The organism is Ruegeria sp. BK1 (assembly GCF_056535645.1).
The window spans coordinates 349,948-364,745 of the sequence record NZ_JBQFIS010000003.1; the positions used below are offsets into that span (position 1 = coordinate 349,948).

The 14,798-nt window shown below is 58.9% G+C and carries 16 protein-coding genes and 1 riboswitch; of the genes, 14 read left to right on the forward strand and 2 right to left on the reverse strand.

Annotated features, from left to right (window positions below):
- Positions 1 to 7 precede the first annotated feature (7 nt).
- The 4 genes from ACR3E7_RS22530 (at position 8) to ACR3E7_RS22545 (ending at position 2,864) form a co-directional block, all read left to right on the forward strand.
- On the forward strand, positions 8 to 1,054 hold the full coding sequence (locus tag ACR3E7_RS22530) for an ABC transporter ATP-binding protein (RefSeq protein ID WP_480503769.1): 1,047 nt from the start codon (positions 8 to 10) through the stop codon (positions 1,052 to 1,054).
- The gene (locus tag ACR3E7_RS22535; protein WP_480503767.1) at positions 1,051 to 2,049 is read left to right on the forward strand and encodes an endonuclease/exonuclease/phosphatase family protein; all 999 of its coding nucleotides are present in this window, start codon (positions 1,051 to 1,053) and stop codon (positions 2,047 to 2,049) included. The genes ACR3E7_RS22530 and ACR3E7_RS22535 overlap by 4 nt, the downstream gene beginning before the upstream one ends.
- 92 nt (positions 2,050 to 2,141) lie before the next feature.
- Positions 2,142 to 2,384 (forward strand): hypothetical protein, encoded by a 243-nt coding sequence (locus ACR3E7_RS22540; RefSeq protein WP_480503766.1) that lies wholly within the window; start codon positions 2,142 to 2,144, stop codon positions 2,382 to 2,384.
- Between the two features lie 9 nt (positions 2,385 to 2,393).
- Positions 2,394 to 2,864, forward strand: a complete 471-nt coding sequence (locus ACR3E7_RS22545; RefSeq protein ID WP_480503765.1) for a phage holin family protein — start codon at positions 2,394 to 2,396, stop codon at positions 2,862 to 2,864.
- Between the two features lies 1 nt (position 2,865).
- Here ACR3E7_RS22545 and ACR3E7_RS22550 read toward each other — a convergent pair whose 3' ends face one another.
- Both ACR3E7_RS22550 and ACR3E7_RS22555 read right to left on the reverse strand, forming a co-directional pair.
- Complete coding sequence (locus ACR3E7_RS22550; RefSeq protein WP_170789985.1) at positions 2,866 to 4,038, reverse strand: acetate/propionate family kinase; 1,173 nt, start codon at positions 4,036 to 4,038, stop codon at positions 2,866 to 2,868.
- Positions 4,031 to 5,425: a bifunctional enoyl-CoA hydratase/phosphate acetyltransferase gene (locus tag ACR3E7_RS22555; RefSeq protein ID WP_480503764.1), complete on the reverse strand. Its 1,395-nt coding sequence runs from the start codon at positions 5,423 to 5,425 to the stop codon at positions 4,031 to 4,033. Before ACR3E7_RS22555 ends, ACR3E7_RS22550 begins: the two co-directional genes overlap by 8 nt.
- Positions 5,426 to 5,662: 237 nt before the next feature.
- Positions 5,663 to 5,862: riboswitch (cobalamin riboswitch) on the forward strand.
- A gap of 102 nt (positions 5,863 to 5,964) precedes the next feature.
- Here ACR3E7_RS22555 and ACR3E7_RS22560 point away from each other — a divergent pair.
- The 10 genes from ACR3E7_RS22560 to ACR3E7_RS22605 all read left to right on the forward strand — a co-directional run bounded on the left by ACR3E7_RS22560 (position 5,965) and on the right by ACR3E7_RS22605 (position 14,781).
- Positions 5,965 to 6,309 (forward strand): DUF1636 family protein, encoded by a 345-nt coding sequence (locus ACR3E7_RS22560; protein WP_170789983.1) that lies wholly within the window; start codon positions 5,965 to 5,967, stop codon positions 6,307 to 6,309.
- Entirely contained in the window at positions 6,306 to 7,112 is an 807-nt protein-coding gene (locus ACR3E7_RS22565) for an ABC transporter ATP-binding protein (protein WP_170789982.1), read from the forward strand. Before ACR3E7_RS22560 ends, ACR3E7_RS22565 begins: the two co-directional genes overlap by 4 nt.
- On the forward strand, positions 7,109 to 8,056 hold the full coding sequence (locus ACR3E7_RS22570; RefSeq protein ID WP_480503763.1) for an ABC transporter substrate-binding protein: 948 nt from the start codon (positions 7,109 to 7,111) through the stop codon (positions 8,054 to 8,056). Before ACR3E7_RS22565 ends, ACR3E7_RS22570 begins: the two co-directional genes overlap by 4 nt.
- A 1-nt stretch (position 8,057) precedes the next feature.
- Positions 8,058 to 9,071 carry a FecCD family ABC transporter permease gene (locus tag ACR3E7_RS22575; protein ID WP_170773440.1) on the forward strand — a complete coding sequence of 338 codons (1,014 nt, stop codon included), beginning with the start codon at positions 8,058 to 8,060 and terminating at the stop codon, positions 9,069 to 9,071.
- Between the two features lie 205 nt (positions 9,072 to 9,276).
- Positions 9,277 to 9,792, forward strand: coding sequence for a ferredoxin-type protein NapF (locus ACR3E7_RS22580; protein WP_480503762.1), 516 nt, complete (start codon positions 9,277 to 9,279; stop codon positions 9,790 to 9,792).
- Entirely contained in the window at positions 9,789 to 10,082 is a 294-nt protein-coding gene (locus tag ACR3E7_RS22585) for a chaperone NapD (RefSeq protein ID WP_170773436.1), read from the forward strand. Before ACR3E7_RS22580 ends, ACR3E7_RS22585 begins: the two co-directional genes overlap by 4 nt.
- A complete protein-coding gene (gene napA / locus ACR3E7_RS22590; RefSeq protein ID WP_480503761.1) occupies positions 10,079 to 12,571 on the forward strand; it encodes a nitrate reductase catalytic subunit NapA in 2,493 nt (830 codons plus the stop codon). The genes ACR3E7_RS22585 and napA overlap by 4 nt, the downstream gene beginning before the upstream one ends.
- A 27-nt stretch (positions 12,572 to 12,598) precedes the next feature.
- Positions 12,599 to 13,417 carry a ferredoxin-type protein NapG gene (gene napG, locus ACR3E7_RS22595; RefSeq protein WP_480503760.1) on the forward strand — a complete coding sequence of 273 codons (819 nt, stop codon included), beginning with the start codon at positions 12,599 to 12,601 and terminating at the stop codon, positions 13,415 to 13,417.
- Entirely contained in the window at positions 13,414 to 14,331 is a 918-nt protein-coding gene (napH, locus tag ACR3E7_RS22600) for a quinol dehydrogenase ferredoxin subunit NapH (RefSeq protein ID WP_480503759.1), read from the forward strand. The genes napG and napH overlap by 4 nt, the downstream gene beginning before the upstream one ends.
- A gap of 12 nt (positions 14,332 to 14,343) precedes the next feature.
- Positions 14,344 to 14,781, forward strand: a complete 438-nt coding sequence (locus tag ACR3E7_RS22605) for a nitrate reductase cytochrome c-type subunit (RefSeq protein ID WP_170789976.1) — start codon at positions 14,344 to 14,346, stop codon at positions 14,779 to 14,781.
- Positions 14,782 to 14,798: the final 17 nt, after the last annotated feature.

Here is a 14,798-nt window from a genome sequence, read left to right on the forward strand (position 1 = left end):
TACGCGCATGGCTCAGGTTTCATTAGAGGGCATCCGCAAGGTCTATCCCAACGGCTTTCAGGCGGTTCAGACCACCAGCTTCACCATTCAGGACGGCGAGTTTGTCGTGCTGGTCGGCCCCTCGGGCTGTGGCAAATCCACCCTGCTGCGGATGATCGCGGGGTTGGAGGAGATCACCGAAGGTACACTGAAGATCGGCGACCGGGTGGTCAATGACGTGGATCCGGCGGACCGGGACATCGCGATGGTGTTTCAGAACTATGCGCTCTACCCGCATATGACCGTCCGAAAAAATATCGGCTATGGCCTCAAGAATCGCGGCAACCCGGCCTCCGAGATCGCGGCCAAGGTCGAAGACGCGGCCAAAATGCTGAACCTGACCGAATATCTGGACCGCAAACCAGCGCAGCTGTCGGGTGGTCAACGTCAGCGCGTCGCCATGGGCCGCGCCGTAGTGCGTGATCCGGCGCTGTTCTTGTTTGATGAACCGTTGTCGAACCTCGACGCCAAGCTGCGCAACCAGATGCGGATCGAGATTAAGGCCCTGCAACGCCGCCTTGACACCACAGCCGTCTACGTGACCCATGATCAGGTCGAGGCGATGACGATGGCCGACCGGATCATCGTCCTGAACGCTGGCCGGATCGAACAGATCGGCACGCCGTCGGAAATCTACCACAACCCAGCCTCGACCTTTGTGGCCTCATTCATGGGAGCACCGCCGATGAACCTGATCCGGGCTCAGGTCGAGCAAGGCGAGGTGCGCATCAATGGCTATGACGGTCTGATGCCAGCACCTGCTTCGCAAAACGGGCCGGTGACTTTGGGCATTCGCCCCGAGGATGTGGTACTGGACGATCACGGCAAAATCCCGTTCCGTGTGGACATTCTGGAAGAGCTCGGCGCCCATCGCCTGTTGCATGGCGTGGTGGGGGAACAACCTTTTTCGGTGATGATCGGCAAGGATGATGCAGCCTCCACCGGGACCGCGACATTGAATTTGAAGCCCGAGGCCCTGCGGCTGTTTGATCCTGAAACGGGGCGCAAACTGTGACGGGGCAAACATTTGAGACATTGCCCGCCGTGACGCTGGAACAGCGTAACGCGATCTTGGCTGCGCCGCGCACGGCTGAAGCGCATCGCGATTTGCTGTCCAGCCTGCCTGCCATGAATGCCGTGCAAGTTGGAGGCCGTGCTACGTCCACTCATTTGCAAAGCGATTTCACAGTGGCTGCCTGGAATGTGGAACGGTGTCTTTTCCCCGAAGAAACCGCCGCACATCTTGGCAAGGTCTGCCCCGATATCGTCTTGTTGTCCGAGGTCGATCACGGCATGGCCCGCACTGCACAGCGGCATACCACTGAAGTGATGGCCGACGCGCTTGGCATGACCTACGCCTTCGGTGTCGAGTTTCACGAACTTGATCTCGGCGGCGCGACCGAGCGGGGCTTTTGCACGGATGACTTCAACAGTCTTGGCTGGCATGGGAACGCAATCCTGTCCTCGGTGCCGTTTGAACGCACGTCACTGATCCGACTGGACGATCACGGCCATTGGTTTGCCTCGGACACTGGCGCGACGGACCCGGATCAACCGCGGGTCGGCGGTCGCAATGCCATCGCCGCCATTATCCCGGCCACGCAGGGTTCGCTTTGCGTTGTGTCCACTCATCTGGAAAGCAACGCAGATGCAGCGCACCGCCATCAACAGTTCCAACGGTTGTCAGATGAAATCGACGCGTTTGCGCCCGGACTGCCCGTTCTGATCGGTGGGGACCTGAACACCGGCAACCATCTGCCCCCCGATTTTGACTGGCGACGTGAAACCTTGTTTGGGTTGGCCGAACGCGAAGGCTACTCATGGTCTTTCACCGCAGAAGGTCCTACAACCCGACCCAGCCTGATCACTCCGCATCCTGAGCGGGTCATGAAACTGGATTGGCTAGCCGGACGGGGTCTGAAGTGTCTAGACAATGGCATTCTGACTTCAATCTCGGACGAAGGTACGCCGCTTTCGGATCATGATTGCGTCTGGTGTCGCACAGGCTAAGCACTGGCCCGCTCAACTATCTGGATAAGTCCCTTTTACCGAAACAGAAAAACCGTCTAACATGCGGTTCATCGCGGTAGAGGGACGCAACCATGGTAACAAAAGCTGAATTGGAAGCAGAGGTCGCCGAACTGCGCCGCCAGTTGGCCGAACACGCCAACCCCGAGCCACCCAATGCCCCGGAACCAGCCGATGCATTCGTCGACAACCTCGGCCATTGGACTGCCCAAATTGATGAAGTTCTGACAGAATTCGAGGATTTGCCGCATAAAAAGCCCATCCTATTCGCCCTTGGCGTCTTTGCGCTTGGGTACATGATCGGTCGATCCCGGTAGGAGTCTGACATGAGCCGCATTTCCCGAAATATCTCGATCATTTTGCGCGCTGAACGGCTGATTGCACAGCGTCAAGTCGCAGTTGCCGCAAAGCGCACAGGCATCTATGCCGCAGCAGGTCTTGCCGTGGGTCTTGCCGCCGTGATGCTGAACGTGGCCGGGTTTTTCTGGCTGTCAGAGACTCTGTCGACGACCTCGGCCGCGCTGATTGTGGCCGGGATTGATCTGGTGGTGGCCGTTCTGCTTGCGGTAGTTGCGAATTCCATGACGGCACAGACAGACACGTCGGATGCCGTCGAACTGCGCGACATGGCTTTGCGAGATATTGAAACCGAAATCCGAGAAAACTTCGCGGATGCGCGCAACGCCGTAACCGGCATTAGGCGCGATCCGCTTGGCACGCTGACACCTGAAATTGTCAGTGCACTTCTTGGGGTCCTGCTGAAATACGCCAAGACCCGTAAAAAGCCGCAGGACTAGGTCACTCCATTAGGTTCGCAGCCGCGCGGGCGATCACCATTTCCTCATTCGTCGGAATCGACAGAATCCGCACGCGGCTGAAATCGGTTGAAAGAACCGTGCCACCATCGGCATTCCGGGCGTGATCCATCTCGATCCCGATCCAGCGCATGCCGTCACACACCATCTGCCGGATTGCGGCCGAGTTCTCGCCAACACCACCCGTAAAGACCAGCGCGTCGATCCCTTCCAGTGCGGCTGACAATGCGCCCAATTCGCGGCGTATGCGGAAGACGTAATAGTCAATGGCCTTACGCGCCTCGGACGTGTCAGCGGACAGAAGGGTGCGCATGTCCGACGATATCCCCGACAGACCCAGCAGACCGGATTTGCGATACAGAATCTCGGCAATCTCATCCGCCGACAGGCCTTCCTGCTGCATCATGTAAAGCACAACACCAGGGTCAAGCTGCCCGCTACGCGTTCCCATTGGCAACCCGTCCAGCGCCGAGAACCCCATAGTCGAGGCCACCGCCCGACCACCCGAAACCGCACACATCGAGGCCCCGTTACCCAGATGCGCAATAACCACGCGCCCGTCGTACAAGCCCGGCGCGATCTCTTTCAGCTTTTGCGTTATGTAGTCGTAGCTGAGCCCGTGAAACCCGTACCGTCGTACGCCTTTGTTATAGTAGCTCTGCGGCAGGGCGAAGGTGTCGTTGACCCAAGGGTGTGTCCGATGGAACGCCGTGTCAAAGCAGGCGATCTGCGCCGTGTCCGGGAAGGCCGCGCTGGCTGCGCGTATCCCTGCAAGACTATAGGGCTGATGCAGCGGCGCGAAAGGTATGAACCCAGACAACGTCTCGACAACCGAGGCGTCAATGCGCACCGGCTCGGAATAAACAGTGCCCCCGTGGACGACGCGGTGCCCGATGGCACGTACATGGATGTCCGGCAGGTATTCCCGCGCCATTTCCAGAAAGGCGTGGATCGCCTCGTCATGGCTTTTGGTGTTGGTCAAAGGACGGTCGATCGAGCGTCCTCCAGCGGATTGGGCCAGCAAACGTGGTGCGTCGCCCAAACGTTCGATCTGGCCACGCCAGCGCATACTGGGACGATTGCCCTCAACCAGCTCATAAAGCGCGAATTTCAGGGAAGAAGACCCGGCGTTCAGCGCCACAACATGATCAGCCATGGATTTTACCCTTGTTTGCATGCGCATGAAGCGCGGCTACAGCACAGGATGCCAATCGCGAGGCATCATCATCGGATCGTGACGTCAAAATGATGGGAACGGCCGCACCGATCACGACCCCTGCCGCCTCGGCATGAGAGATGAAGGTCAACTGTTTTGCCACCATATTCCCGGCCTCAATATTAGGCGCGACCAGAATATCGGCAGCACCGGCAACCTCTGACGTGATCCCTTTGGTACGGGCGGCGTTCAGATCAACCGCATTGTCCATCGCCAGCGGCCCATCGACCAACCCGCCGGTGATCTGACCGCGCTCGGCCATTTTCGACAGCAAGGCCGCATCGACCGATGACGGCATATGCGGGTTGATCGTCTCAACCGCCGACAACACGCCGACCTTGGGCTGTTCGATTCCCAAAGAATGTGCCAGGTGAATCGCGTTTTGCACGATATCCGCCTTGGTTTCCAAATCAGGCGCAATATTCACCGCCGCATCCGTCACCATGATCGGGCGCGACATGCCCGGAACATCCATTACGAACACATGTGACAGTCGCCGCCCTGTGCGCAGCCCTTTTTCACGACGCAAAACCGCGTGCAGCAACTCATCGGTATGCAGATACCCCTTCATCAGGGTCTGCGCGCGTCCGTCGACTACAAGATCCACGGCACGGTGCGCGGCGATGCCGTGGCTGCGGGCCTCGACAATTTCGATGCCAGACAAGTCGGCCCCCAGCTCAGCGGCAGCAGCGGCGATTTTATCGGGGTTCCCGACGAGGATCGGCGAAATAATATGATTGGCATGCCCCAGCAACGCGCCGCTCAGAGAGTTGGGCTCTTCTGGCGCAACAATGGCGGTTGGCATCGGCTCTAGTGGGCGCGCTTTTTCCAACAGCGCGTCGAAATGGCGGTGCCGCTGCACGATCAGGCCAGGGACCTCGACCGAGTCGAACTCCATATGCGTCGAAGGCGGTGTGACCTGAACGGTGCCGCTGAGAACCAGTGCATTGTCAACGACCCGTCGCACTTCGGCTGAGCAGAGCAGATCACCATCGTCGCGCTTTTCCTCAACAGCGACAAAGGCAGTCAGTTCTTCACCCGCAAGCACCGGGAGGTGGAAGGCCAAATCCGCGCGGCGAGTCTGCGTTCCGGCGCCGGGCATGTAGTTTCCCAGCACGGCTGCGACCAGACCGGCGGGCCACAGCGCGGGTGCGACGGCTTCGGCAAGGCCGTCGCCATCCCCGTCATAGGTTGCCAGATGCAGCGGATTGTGATCGCCCGAGGCCGAGGCAAAAGCATAAAGGTCGTCAACCGTGCACAAGCGGGTCAGTTGTGCCGCGTCGCCAACCTTGAGCTGCTCGAAGGTTTTATTTTCCTGGATTTTCATAGCGTGCCAACTTTGGTTTTTCGGACGTCTTACCGACTTGGGTCGCGGGTTTAATTGATGCAGGTCAGTTCGGGGTCACAATAGTACGTCCAGCACCCTTGAGCCCGCAAAACGTAGCCTCGGCTTTCAAATTTTGCTGCGTCGCAGCATAACTGATTGCCCACTGAGCAGCAATATCCTTTGCGCTGTCTTCACCGGAACGTTGCGGAATCCATATTGACCCATGCTCTGATCTGAGGCAGTGACGCTACGATGGTTCCCGATGCTGCACGCGCGGGATGAAAAGGGAATACGGTAAGGTGCAGACCAAATCCGTAACTGCCCCCGCAACTGTAGGCGGTGAGCGACGCCAATATCCCACTGGCCGGATCAGGTCGGGAAGGGTGGCCAAGCACAGACCCGCGAGTCAGGAGACCTGCCATCTCAAACGCAACCAAACCGGGGCGGGGTGTCCTGGAAAGAGGCTCAATGTCACATCGACCCGATGTCATCAGAACCGTTCCTCTCCCTGCCCGTCTGGCATGCAGGTGGGGCGGAGCATGACGGATCATGTGGTGCTGATCTGCACGACCTGCCAAGGGGCAGAGGCGGCGCTATCGATTGCCGAGGCCCTGCGCGAGCGCCTGCCCGAGGGCTACGGCACACGGATGATCGAGTGTATGGCCGGCTGCGATCACCCACTGACCGTTGGATTTCAGGCGGGTGCGAAGGCACAATATCTGTTTGGCGAAATTCAAACCTCGGCCGATATCGACGCTTTGGCCGCTTTCGCGCGGCAATACCAAAACAGTTCCACAGGTTGGACCAAGGCAACGGATCGCCCCGAGGCGCTGTTGCACAAGACCTTGTCGCGGATGCCGCCCTTGGCGACGGAGGCCACATGACCGAACATGCGTTCCTTCAGGTCAACGGCGTCGGTTATCACGCCTATCACGGCGAAGTTCTGCTTCAGGACATCACCTTTGCGCTTCACGAAGGCGCGGTTCTGGCCATCGCCGGGCCCAACGGCGCGGGCAAGACAACGCTGATGAACCTTCTATGCGGGTCCGAGCATCCTTCGGACGGCAATGTATTGTTCAAGGGGCGAAATTTGCGCAGCATGTCGGCGACCGAGCGTGCGCGGATGATCGCTGTTGTCAGCCAGCAGGAATATCCCGACGGGCGGCTCTCCTTGCGCGAGTATGTAGCGCTGGGACAGATCCCGATCCGGTCCGACCGCTCGGCCGAGGCCCATGCCGCCGATCTTGCGCGAATTTTGGACCTGACCAGCCTGAACGATCTGGCCGACAAGCGCATGGCGGTTCTGTCGGGCGGGGAACGGCAGCGCGCCCATATCGCGCGGGCATTGGCACAAAACCCGGCACTGCTGTTTCTGGACGAGCCCACCAACCATCTGGACCCGGACGCCAAGGGGCGGATGTTGTCACTGGTGGCCGGGCTGGGGATCACAGTGGTGATGATCGTCCACGATCTGGTCATGATCCCGGAATTTGCGACGCATGTCGCGCTGATGAAATCCACCCGTCTTACCGGGTTCGGACCTGTGGCCGACGTGCTGACCACCGACCGCGTGCGTGACACGTTCGGTGTCGATTACCTGTTTTTCCAGCACGAGGGCCGCTTGATCCCGGCGCTGGACATCCGAAAAACCTCAGTTTCCAATCCAGTTAGGAGCATTTCCGAATGAAACACATCTTGTCCGTGGCGCTGGTTACAGCCATGGCGGGCGGTGCCGCCGCGCATGAAGTTACCGTCAACAATTGCGGCGAACCGCTGGTGTTTGAAACCCAGCCCGAGCGTCTGGTCGTGCATGACATGAACATGACCGACATGGCCTTTGCACTGGGTCTACAAGACAAGATCGTCGGCCTGACCGGGATTACCGGCTGGTACAAAACCAGCCCCGAGTTCGACTCGCTGCGCGGCGATATCCCGGAACTGGCCCCGAAATATCCGACGGTCGAGAACCTGGTGGCCGTTGAACCCGACCTGTTCTTTGCCGGTTGGTACTACGGAATGCGGCCCGGCGGTGATGTGACACCGGAAACGCTGGCGCCCTTCGGGATCAAGACTATGATCCTGTCGGAAAGCTGCGTTCACCTGCATAAGGACCGCCCAAAGGCCAGCATGGACCTGCTGTTTGACGATGTCCTGCGTCTGGGCAAGGTCATGCATGTTGAAGACAAGGCCGAAGCGTTGGTTTCAAGCTGGAAAGACGAGCTGGCCGCGATTGAGGCGAAAACCGCCGATCTGCCGAAACCGCGCGTGTTCCTGCTGGACGGGCCCGCTGATGCGCCCTTCACCGCCGGAAAATACGCCATCCCTGATGCGATGATTGCCGCTGCGGGCGGTCAGAACGTGACCCATGACATGGATACAAGCTGGGGCCGTAGCTCTTGGGAGGCCGTCGCCGCCGCGAACCCCGAGTTCCTGGTGCTGTTGGACTATCAAACCGGAAATGGCGCGGCGGATACGTTCAAATTCCTGCAAGAGCACCCGGTGATGTCGCAAACCGATGCGGTCAAAAACGAGCGCTGGATCGGTCTGCGGTACGAAGAACTAACGCCGGGACCCGCGAACATTCAGGCGATCTCGAAAATGGCACAGGCCATGCATAAGGGCCTGAACTAATTTGGGCCGTCTGGGGCTGACACTTTTGGTGGGGGCGGTCATTCTGGCCGCCCTTCTTCTGGTTTCAACAATCTACGGAACCACATCCATCCCTCTGTCCGATACATTCAAGGCCATATTGCTGGGCACAGGCCTTGTGGATGGAGACGTGTCGCCCCTGCACCGTATCGTCTTTGACCTGCGCCTGCCCCGCGCGCTGTTTGCGGCCGTGATCGGCGCTGGTTTGGGGATTGTCGGCGTTGTCTTGCAGACAACCACTCGGAACGATCTGGCCGACCCGTTTCTGTTCGGGCTGTCTTCGGGCGCTGCAGCGGGTGCTGTGTTCGTCATCACCGTAACCGGGGACATTCTGGGGTTTTGGACCTTGCCGCTGGCGGCGTTTTGCGGAGGGCTGGTGGCCTCTGGCATCGTGCTGGCTTTGGTACACGGATTGCGGACGAGCGCGCCTGAAAAATTGATTCTAGCCGGGCTTGCGGTGTCCTTCCTGTTCTCAGCCCTAACCAATTACCTGATTTTCGCAGGCGACAACCGTGCTGCCCATTCCGTCATCTTCTGGATGCTTGGCGGTTTGGGTCTGGCGCGATGGGAAACCTTCCCGCTGGTCTGCGCCGGGCTGGCGCTTATTCTGGCCTATGCCCTCTATCGTAGCCGCTGGCTGGATGCGCTGCTGACCGGAGATGTCACGGCAACAACACTGGGCGTTCCGGTTCAGTCGCTACGGTTCAAAATGTTCTTTGTTGCAGCGCTCGCGACCGCCGTTTTTGTGTCGGTCGCCGGAGTGATCGGCTTTGTTGGCCTGATGGTTCCACATATTGCGCGCGGCATCGCTGGTCCTTTGCACAATCACCTTGTCCCGACGGCAGCCGTGGTTGGCGCGGTGCTGTTGACCGGGTCCGATATCCTCAGCCGCCTGATGCTTGCCCCGCAAGAACTGCCGGTCGGAATTGTGACGACCTCACTGGGGTCGATTTTCGTTTTCATTCTGCTGCTCAGAACGGCGAAGCCCAAAAGATAAATTGGCTTGTCTTTGTCAGTCCCGACGCTTGCCGAGCTGTCAGCGCACCTGCAACAATTTGACAAAACAGATTTTTTGCATGCATATTTTTTTAAGTTCCATGCAAAAACTGCCAAGAAATTGATCAATATCAAATCCGGCGCTGAACGAAGCCGTTAATCGGGAATAGCGACGAACAGAATCTAGCAAAGCCAGGTCTTTGAGAATGGGCCAAGTGACTACCCGGCGCGCCTTCCTGAGCGCGAGATTTCACGATGAGGACGGTGTGACAGCCAGACCTCCGGGATCGGTCGGGCCTGACTTTCTGAAGCACTGCACGAAATGCGGCGATTGCGCCTCGGCTTGTCCTGAGGACGTGATTGCAATCGCTGCGGACGGCTTTCCTGTTTTTCAACCCTCAGACAATCCCTGCACTTTTTGCGGTGACTGCGCCAATGCCTGCCCAACCCCTGCTTTGGACATCGACCTTGTGTCCAACTGGCCCTGGCGTGCCGCGCTAAAGCTGGACTCCTGCCTGTCGATGAATGGCGTCAGTTGCCGCCTCTGTCAGGACAATTGCGAAGAAAGCGCGATCCGGTTCTCGCTGCAAACCGGTGGTCGGGCCAAACCGACACTGGATGTGGCGGCCTGCACCGGCTGCGGGCTCTGCCCTACCGTTTGCCCGGCGGATGCCATCTCGCTGGACCACACCCCTCAACCCAAAATGGAAGCTGTGCAATGAACATCTGCGGTTGCCTTGCCCATGTCGCGCCCGACTACGCTACGGCTGCGGCGCAATCCATGAGCGATACACCGGGTGTGGAAATCCACGCCCAGACCGAAGACGGCCGTTTCGTCGTCGTGGTCGAAGATACCCCTGAACGCCTTGCGTCCGAGACCATCATGGATCTGCACCAGATCCCCGGGGTCGTGTCTCTGACGTTGACCTATCACCATTTCGAGGACCTTGCAGAGACCCGCCCGCGTCCCGATGCCCTAAGCCAAACCACCAGCCGGAGGCTCACGCTATGACACATTCTGAATCACGCCGGACATTCCTCAAGGCCACTGCGGCCACAGCCACGGCCTCGGCCGCCGGTATTCCGCTGGCCACAGGCACGGCCGACGCTCAGGCGGCGACGCCGGATATCCGCTGGGACAAGGCCGCGTGCCGGTTCTGCGGAACGGGCTGTTCCGTTCTGGTTGGCACCAAGGAAGGTCGCGTTGTGGCCACTCAGGGCGACCCGGACGCGCCGGTGAACCGCGGCCTGAACTGTATCAAGGGCTATTTCCTGTCCAAGATCATGTATGGCAAAGACCGCCTGACCACTCCGTTGCTGCGCAAGACCAATGGCGAATACGACAAGAATGGCGAGTTCGAACCGGTCAGCTGGGACGAAGCCTTTGATGTCATGGCCGCTAAGTGGAAAGAGGCGCTGGCCAAGAAAGGCCCGACCAGCGTGGGCATGTTCGGCTCGGGTCAGTGGACGGTCTGGGAAGGCTATGCCGCCGCCAAGCTGATGAAAGCGGGCTTCCGCTCCAACAACATCGACCCCAACGCGCGCCATTGTATGGCTTCTGCTGTTGTTGGGTTCATGCGGACCTTCGGCATAGATGAGCCGATGGGCTGCTACGACGATTTCGAGCACGCAGACACATTCGTTCTGTGGGGTTCCAATATGGCCGAAATGCACCCCATCCTGTGGTCGCGCCTGACAGACACGCGTCTGACCAAACCGGGCAGCGAAGTTCATGTTCTGTCAACATTTGAACATCGTTCTTTCGAATTGGCGGACAATGGCATCGTGTTCAACCCACAGACCGATTTGGCGATCCTGAACTACATCGCCAACTACATCATTCAGAATGGCGCGGTGAACGAAGACTTCGTCAAAAAGCACGTAAACATCACCAAGACGGCAACCGATATCGGTTACGGCCTGCGCGACGAAAACCAACTTCAGCAAGACGCGGAAAACCCGAACTCGGGCAAAATGGAACCCATCAGCTTCGAAGAATATGCCAAAGCTGTTGAGCCTTACACTTTGGAATATGTATCTGAACTCTCAGGTGTTCCCGCTGACAAGCTTGAGAAACTTGCGAAACAATATGCGGATCCGAACCGGAAAGTCATGAGCCTTTGGACCATGGGTTTCAACCAGCATACGCGCGGTTCGTGGGTGAACTCGCTGATGTACAACGTCCACCTTTTGGTTGGCAAGATTTCCGAACCCGGCAACTCGCCCTTCTCGCTGACCGGCCAACCATCTGCCTGCGGCACCGCCCGAGAGGTTGGCACATTTGCCCATCGCCTGCCCGCGGACATGGTTGTCGCGAATGACGAGCACCGCGAGATTTGCGAAACCGCATGGAAAATTCCCGAAGGTACAATCCCGCCAAAACCTGGCTTCCACGCTGTTTTGCAACACCGAATGCTGAAAGACGGTGTGCTGAACGCGTATTGGGTTCAATGCAACAACAACATGCAAGCCGCCCCGAACATCAATGAGGAAGGGTACCCCGGTTATCGCAATCCTGAAAACTTCATCACAGTTTCAGATCCCTATCCAACCGTCACCGCAGTTTCAGCTGACCTGATCCTGCCAACGGCTATGTGGGTCGAGAAAGAAGGCGCGTATGGAAACGCCGAGCGCCGCACTCAGTTCTGGCATCAACAGGTTAAAGCCCCGGGCGAGGCTAAGTCCGACCTTTGGCAGCTGATGGAATTCTCGAAACGCTTCACCGTAGAAGAAGTTTGGGGCGAAGAGCTGCTGGCCAAGATGCCAGAGCATCGCGGCAAGACGATGTTCGAGGTTCTGTTCCAGAACGGGAATGTGGACAAATACCCGCTTTCTGAAACCGCCGAAGGTTTCGACAATGACGAAGCAAAGCATTTTGGGTTTTACGTGCAGAAAGGATTGTTCGAAGAATACGCCGAATTCGGGCGCGGCCATGGGCACGATCTGGCACCTTTCGAAATGTACCATCAGGCACGCGGTATGCGTTGGCCGGTCGTGGACGGTAAAGAAACGCTTTATCGTTTCCGCGAGGGCTATGACCCCTATGTACCCGAAGGGGCCGACGTGAAATTCTATGGCCACAAGGACGGCAAGGCCAAAATTATCTTCGCGCCTTACGAACCTGCTGCTGAAGAGCCGGACAATGAATACGACTTGTGGCTCTGTACTGGTCGGGTTCTGGAACACTGGCATTCGGGTTCGATGACCCGCCGGGTTCCGGAATTGCACCGCGCCTTCCCGTCAGCTGTTGTTTTCATGCACCCCGACGACGCCCGGGATCGCGGTCTGCGGCGCGGTCAGGAAATTGTTTTGTCCACTCGCAGAGGCGAGGTGACCAGCCGGGTCGAAACCCGCGGGCGCAACAAAGTGCCACGTGGGCTGGTCTTCATGCCTTGGTTTGACGAGCACCAACTGACTAACAAACTGACGCTGGATGCAACCTGCCCGCTGTCGAAGGAAACCGACTACAAGAAATGCGCCTGTAAGGTCGAGCGCGCGTAAGAGACTGGCAAGGTAAAGGTAAGACCCATGTCTGGTGTTGGCTCTCCCCTCTCGCCGCGGCGGCGCCGGTTCCTGCAGGACTCGGCGCGCGCCGCTGGCGGCTGCGTGGCGGCCGGGTCCTTGTTGGCCTGGCTGGCACGCGACGCGCGGGCTTTGCCAGCCGAGGCCTTGCGTCCCCCCGGTGCCTTGCCGGAACAAGACTTCCTGTCCGCCTGTATCCGTTGCGGTCTGTGCGTGCGGGATTGCCCCTATAACACTCTGAAGCTGGCCGAGCTTGGCGTCGATGCCGTCGCCACCGGCACACCCTATTTTACCGCGCGCGACGTGCCCTGTGAGATGTGCGACGACATTCCCTGTGTCGCCGCCTGCCCCACCGGGGCGCTGGACCCTGCGCTTGACAATATCGACGACGCCGATATGGGCGTGGCCGTTCTGGTCGATCAGGAAAACTGCCTGAACTTTCAGGGCCTGCGCTGCGATGTTTGCTACCGGGTCTGCCCGGTGATTGACGAAGCGATCACGCTTGAAACCGCGCACAACACCCGTTCTGGCCACCATGCGCTGTTCATCCCCACCGTTCATGCCAATCGCTGCACCGGCTGTGGCATGTGCGAGAAAAGCTGCGTTCTGCCAGAGGCAGCGATCAAGGTTCTGCCCGCCCGGCTGGCGCGCGGTTCCGGCGCCGATCACTATCGCAAAGGCTGGGAAGAGAAAGAGGCCAAGGGCGCACCAGTGGTCGAAGGCATCATCGACCTGCCCGACCGCCTGCCCGGTCCGGGTACCGACAATCTGGTCACGCCGGGCGGCTTTGCGCCGGAATACAATTTGCCGGGGGCTGGACAATGAGTGCACGCACACATCTCCCCGTCGGCCAAGAGGCAATCGAAGCCAAAGGCTGGTTAGGTGCGCACAAATACCTGTTGCTGCGCCGAGCCTCACAGTTGTTCTTTCTGGTCCTGTTCTTGCTGGGCCCATGGTTCGGCATCTGGATCGTTCAAGGCACGCTGGCCGGGTCGCTGACCCTTGGCGTGTTGCCGCTGACTGACCCATTTGTTCTGCTGCAAAGCGTGATTGCCGGGCACTGGCCCGAACTGACCGCCCTGATCGGAGGCCTGATTGTTCTGGTCGCCTACGCGCTGATCGGCGGGCGCGTCTATTGCTCCTGGGTCTGCCCGATCAACCCGGTAACCGATGCCGTCCATTGGCTGCACCGCAAGCTAGGCCTGCCCAAAGGCTGGCAACCCAAACGCGGTACGCGGCTGTGGATATTGGCCACGGTACTGATCGTCTCGGGTCTGTCCGGGGTCATCGCGTGGGAACTGATCAACCCGATCACCATGCTGCATCGTGGCCTGATCTTTGGCGCGGGCTTTGTCTGGGCGATGATCGTTGCAATCTTCTTCTTCGACCTGTTCGTGTCTCGCCACGGATGGTGCGGGCACCTGTGCCCGGTCGGAGCATTCTATGGCCTAATCGGCACCAAAGCGATGTTGCGTGTCAGCGCGCCCAATCGCGCAGCCTGTGACGACTGCATGGATTGCTTTGCCGTCTGCCCGGAAAACCACGTCATCTCACCCGCGTTGCGCGGCAAAACCGGCACCACACCGCTGATCCTGTCGCCCGACTGCACGAATTGCGGCCGCTGTATCGATGTTTGCGCGGTTGATGTTTTCAAGTTTACTCACCGGTTCGACGACCACGTCGCCGCACCTTCCGATCCCGTTCCCGCGCCCATTCAGCGCGCAGCCAGACCCACCTAAGGGAGTGCCAAGATGAACAAGCTAATCCTGACCGGCGTCACAGCCCTGATCCCCGTCATACTCCTGAGCGGTTTCGCCCTTGCCCAATCCGCGCAAGTCGAAGCCCTGCGCGGGGCCGAGGTTGATGAACCCGTTCCACTCGATCAGGTCCACCGCACTATCGAAGGGCGTATGCAGAGGAATTACCGGCAGCAACCCCCGCTGATCCCGCATTCAATCGAACAATACCAAATCGATCTGCGGACCAACCAATGCCTGTCCTGCCACGACTGGACAAAGGCGGGTGAGCGCAACGCACCCACTTTATCGATGACGCACTATCTGGACCGCGAAGGACGTGAACTGGATCAAATCGCCGGTACTCGGTACTTCTGCAACCAGTGTCATGTCCCACAGGCAGACACGCCGGCGCTTGTCGATAACGTTTTTGAACCTTCTTCCGGAAACTGATCCAACGCTTGACTGAA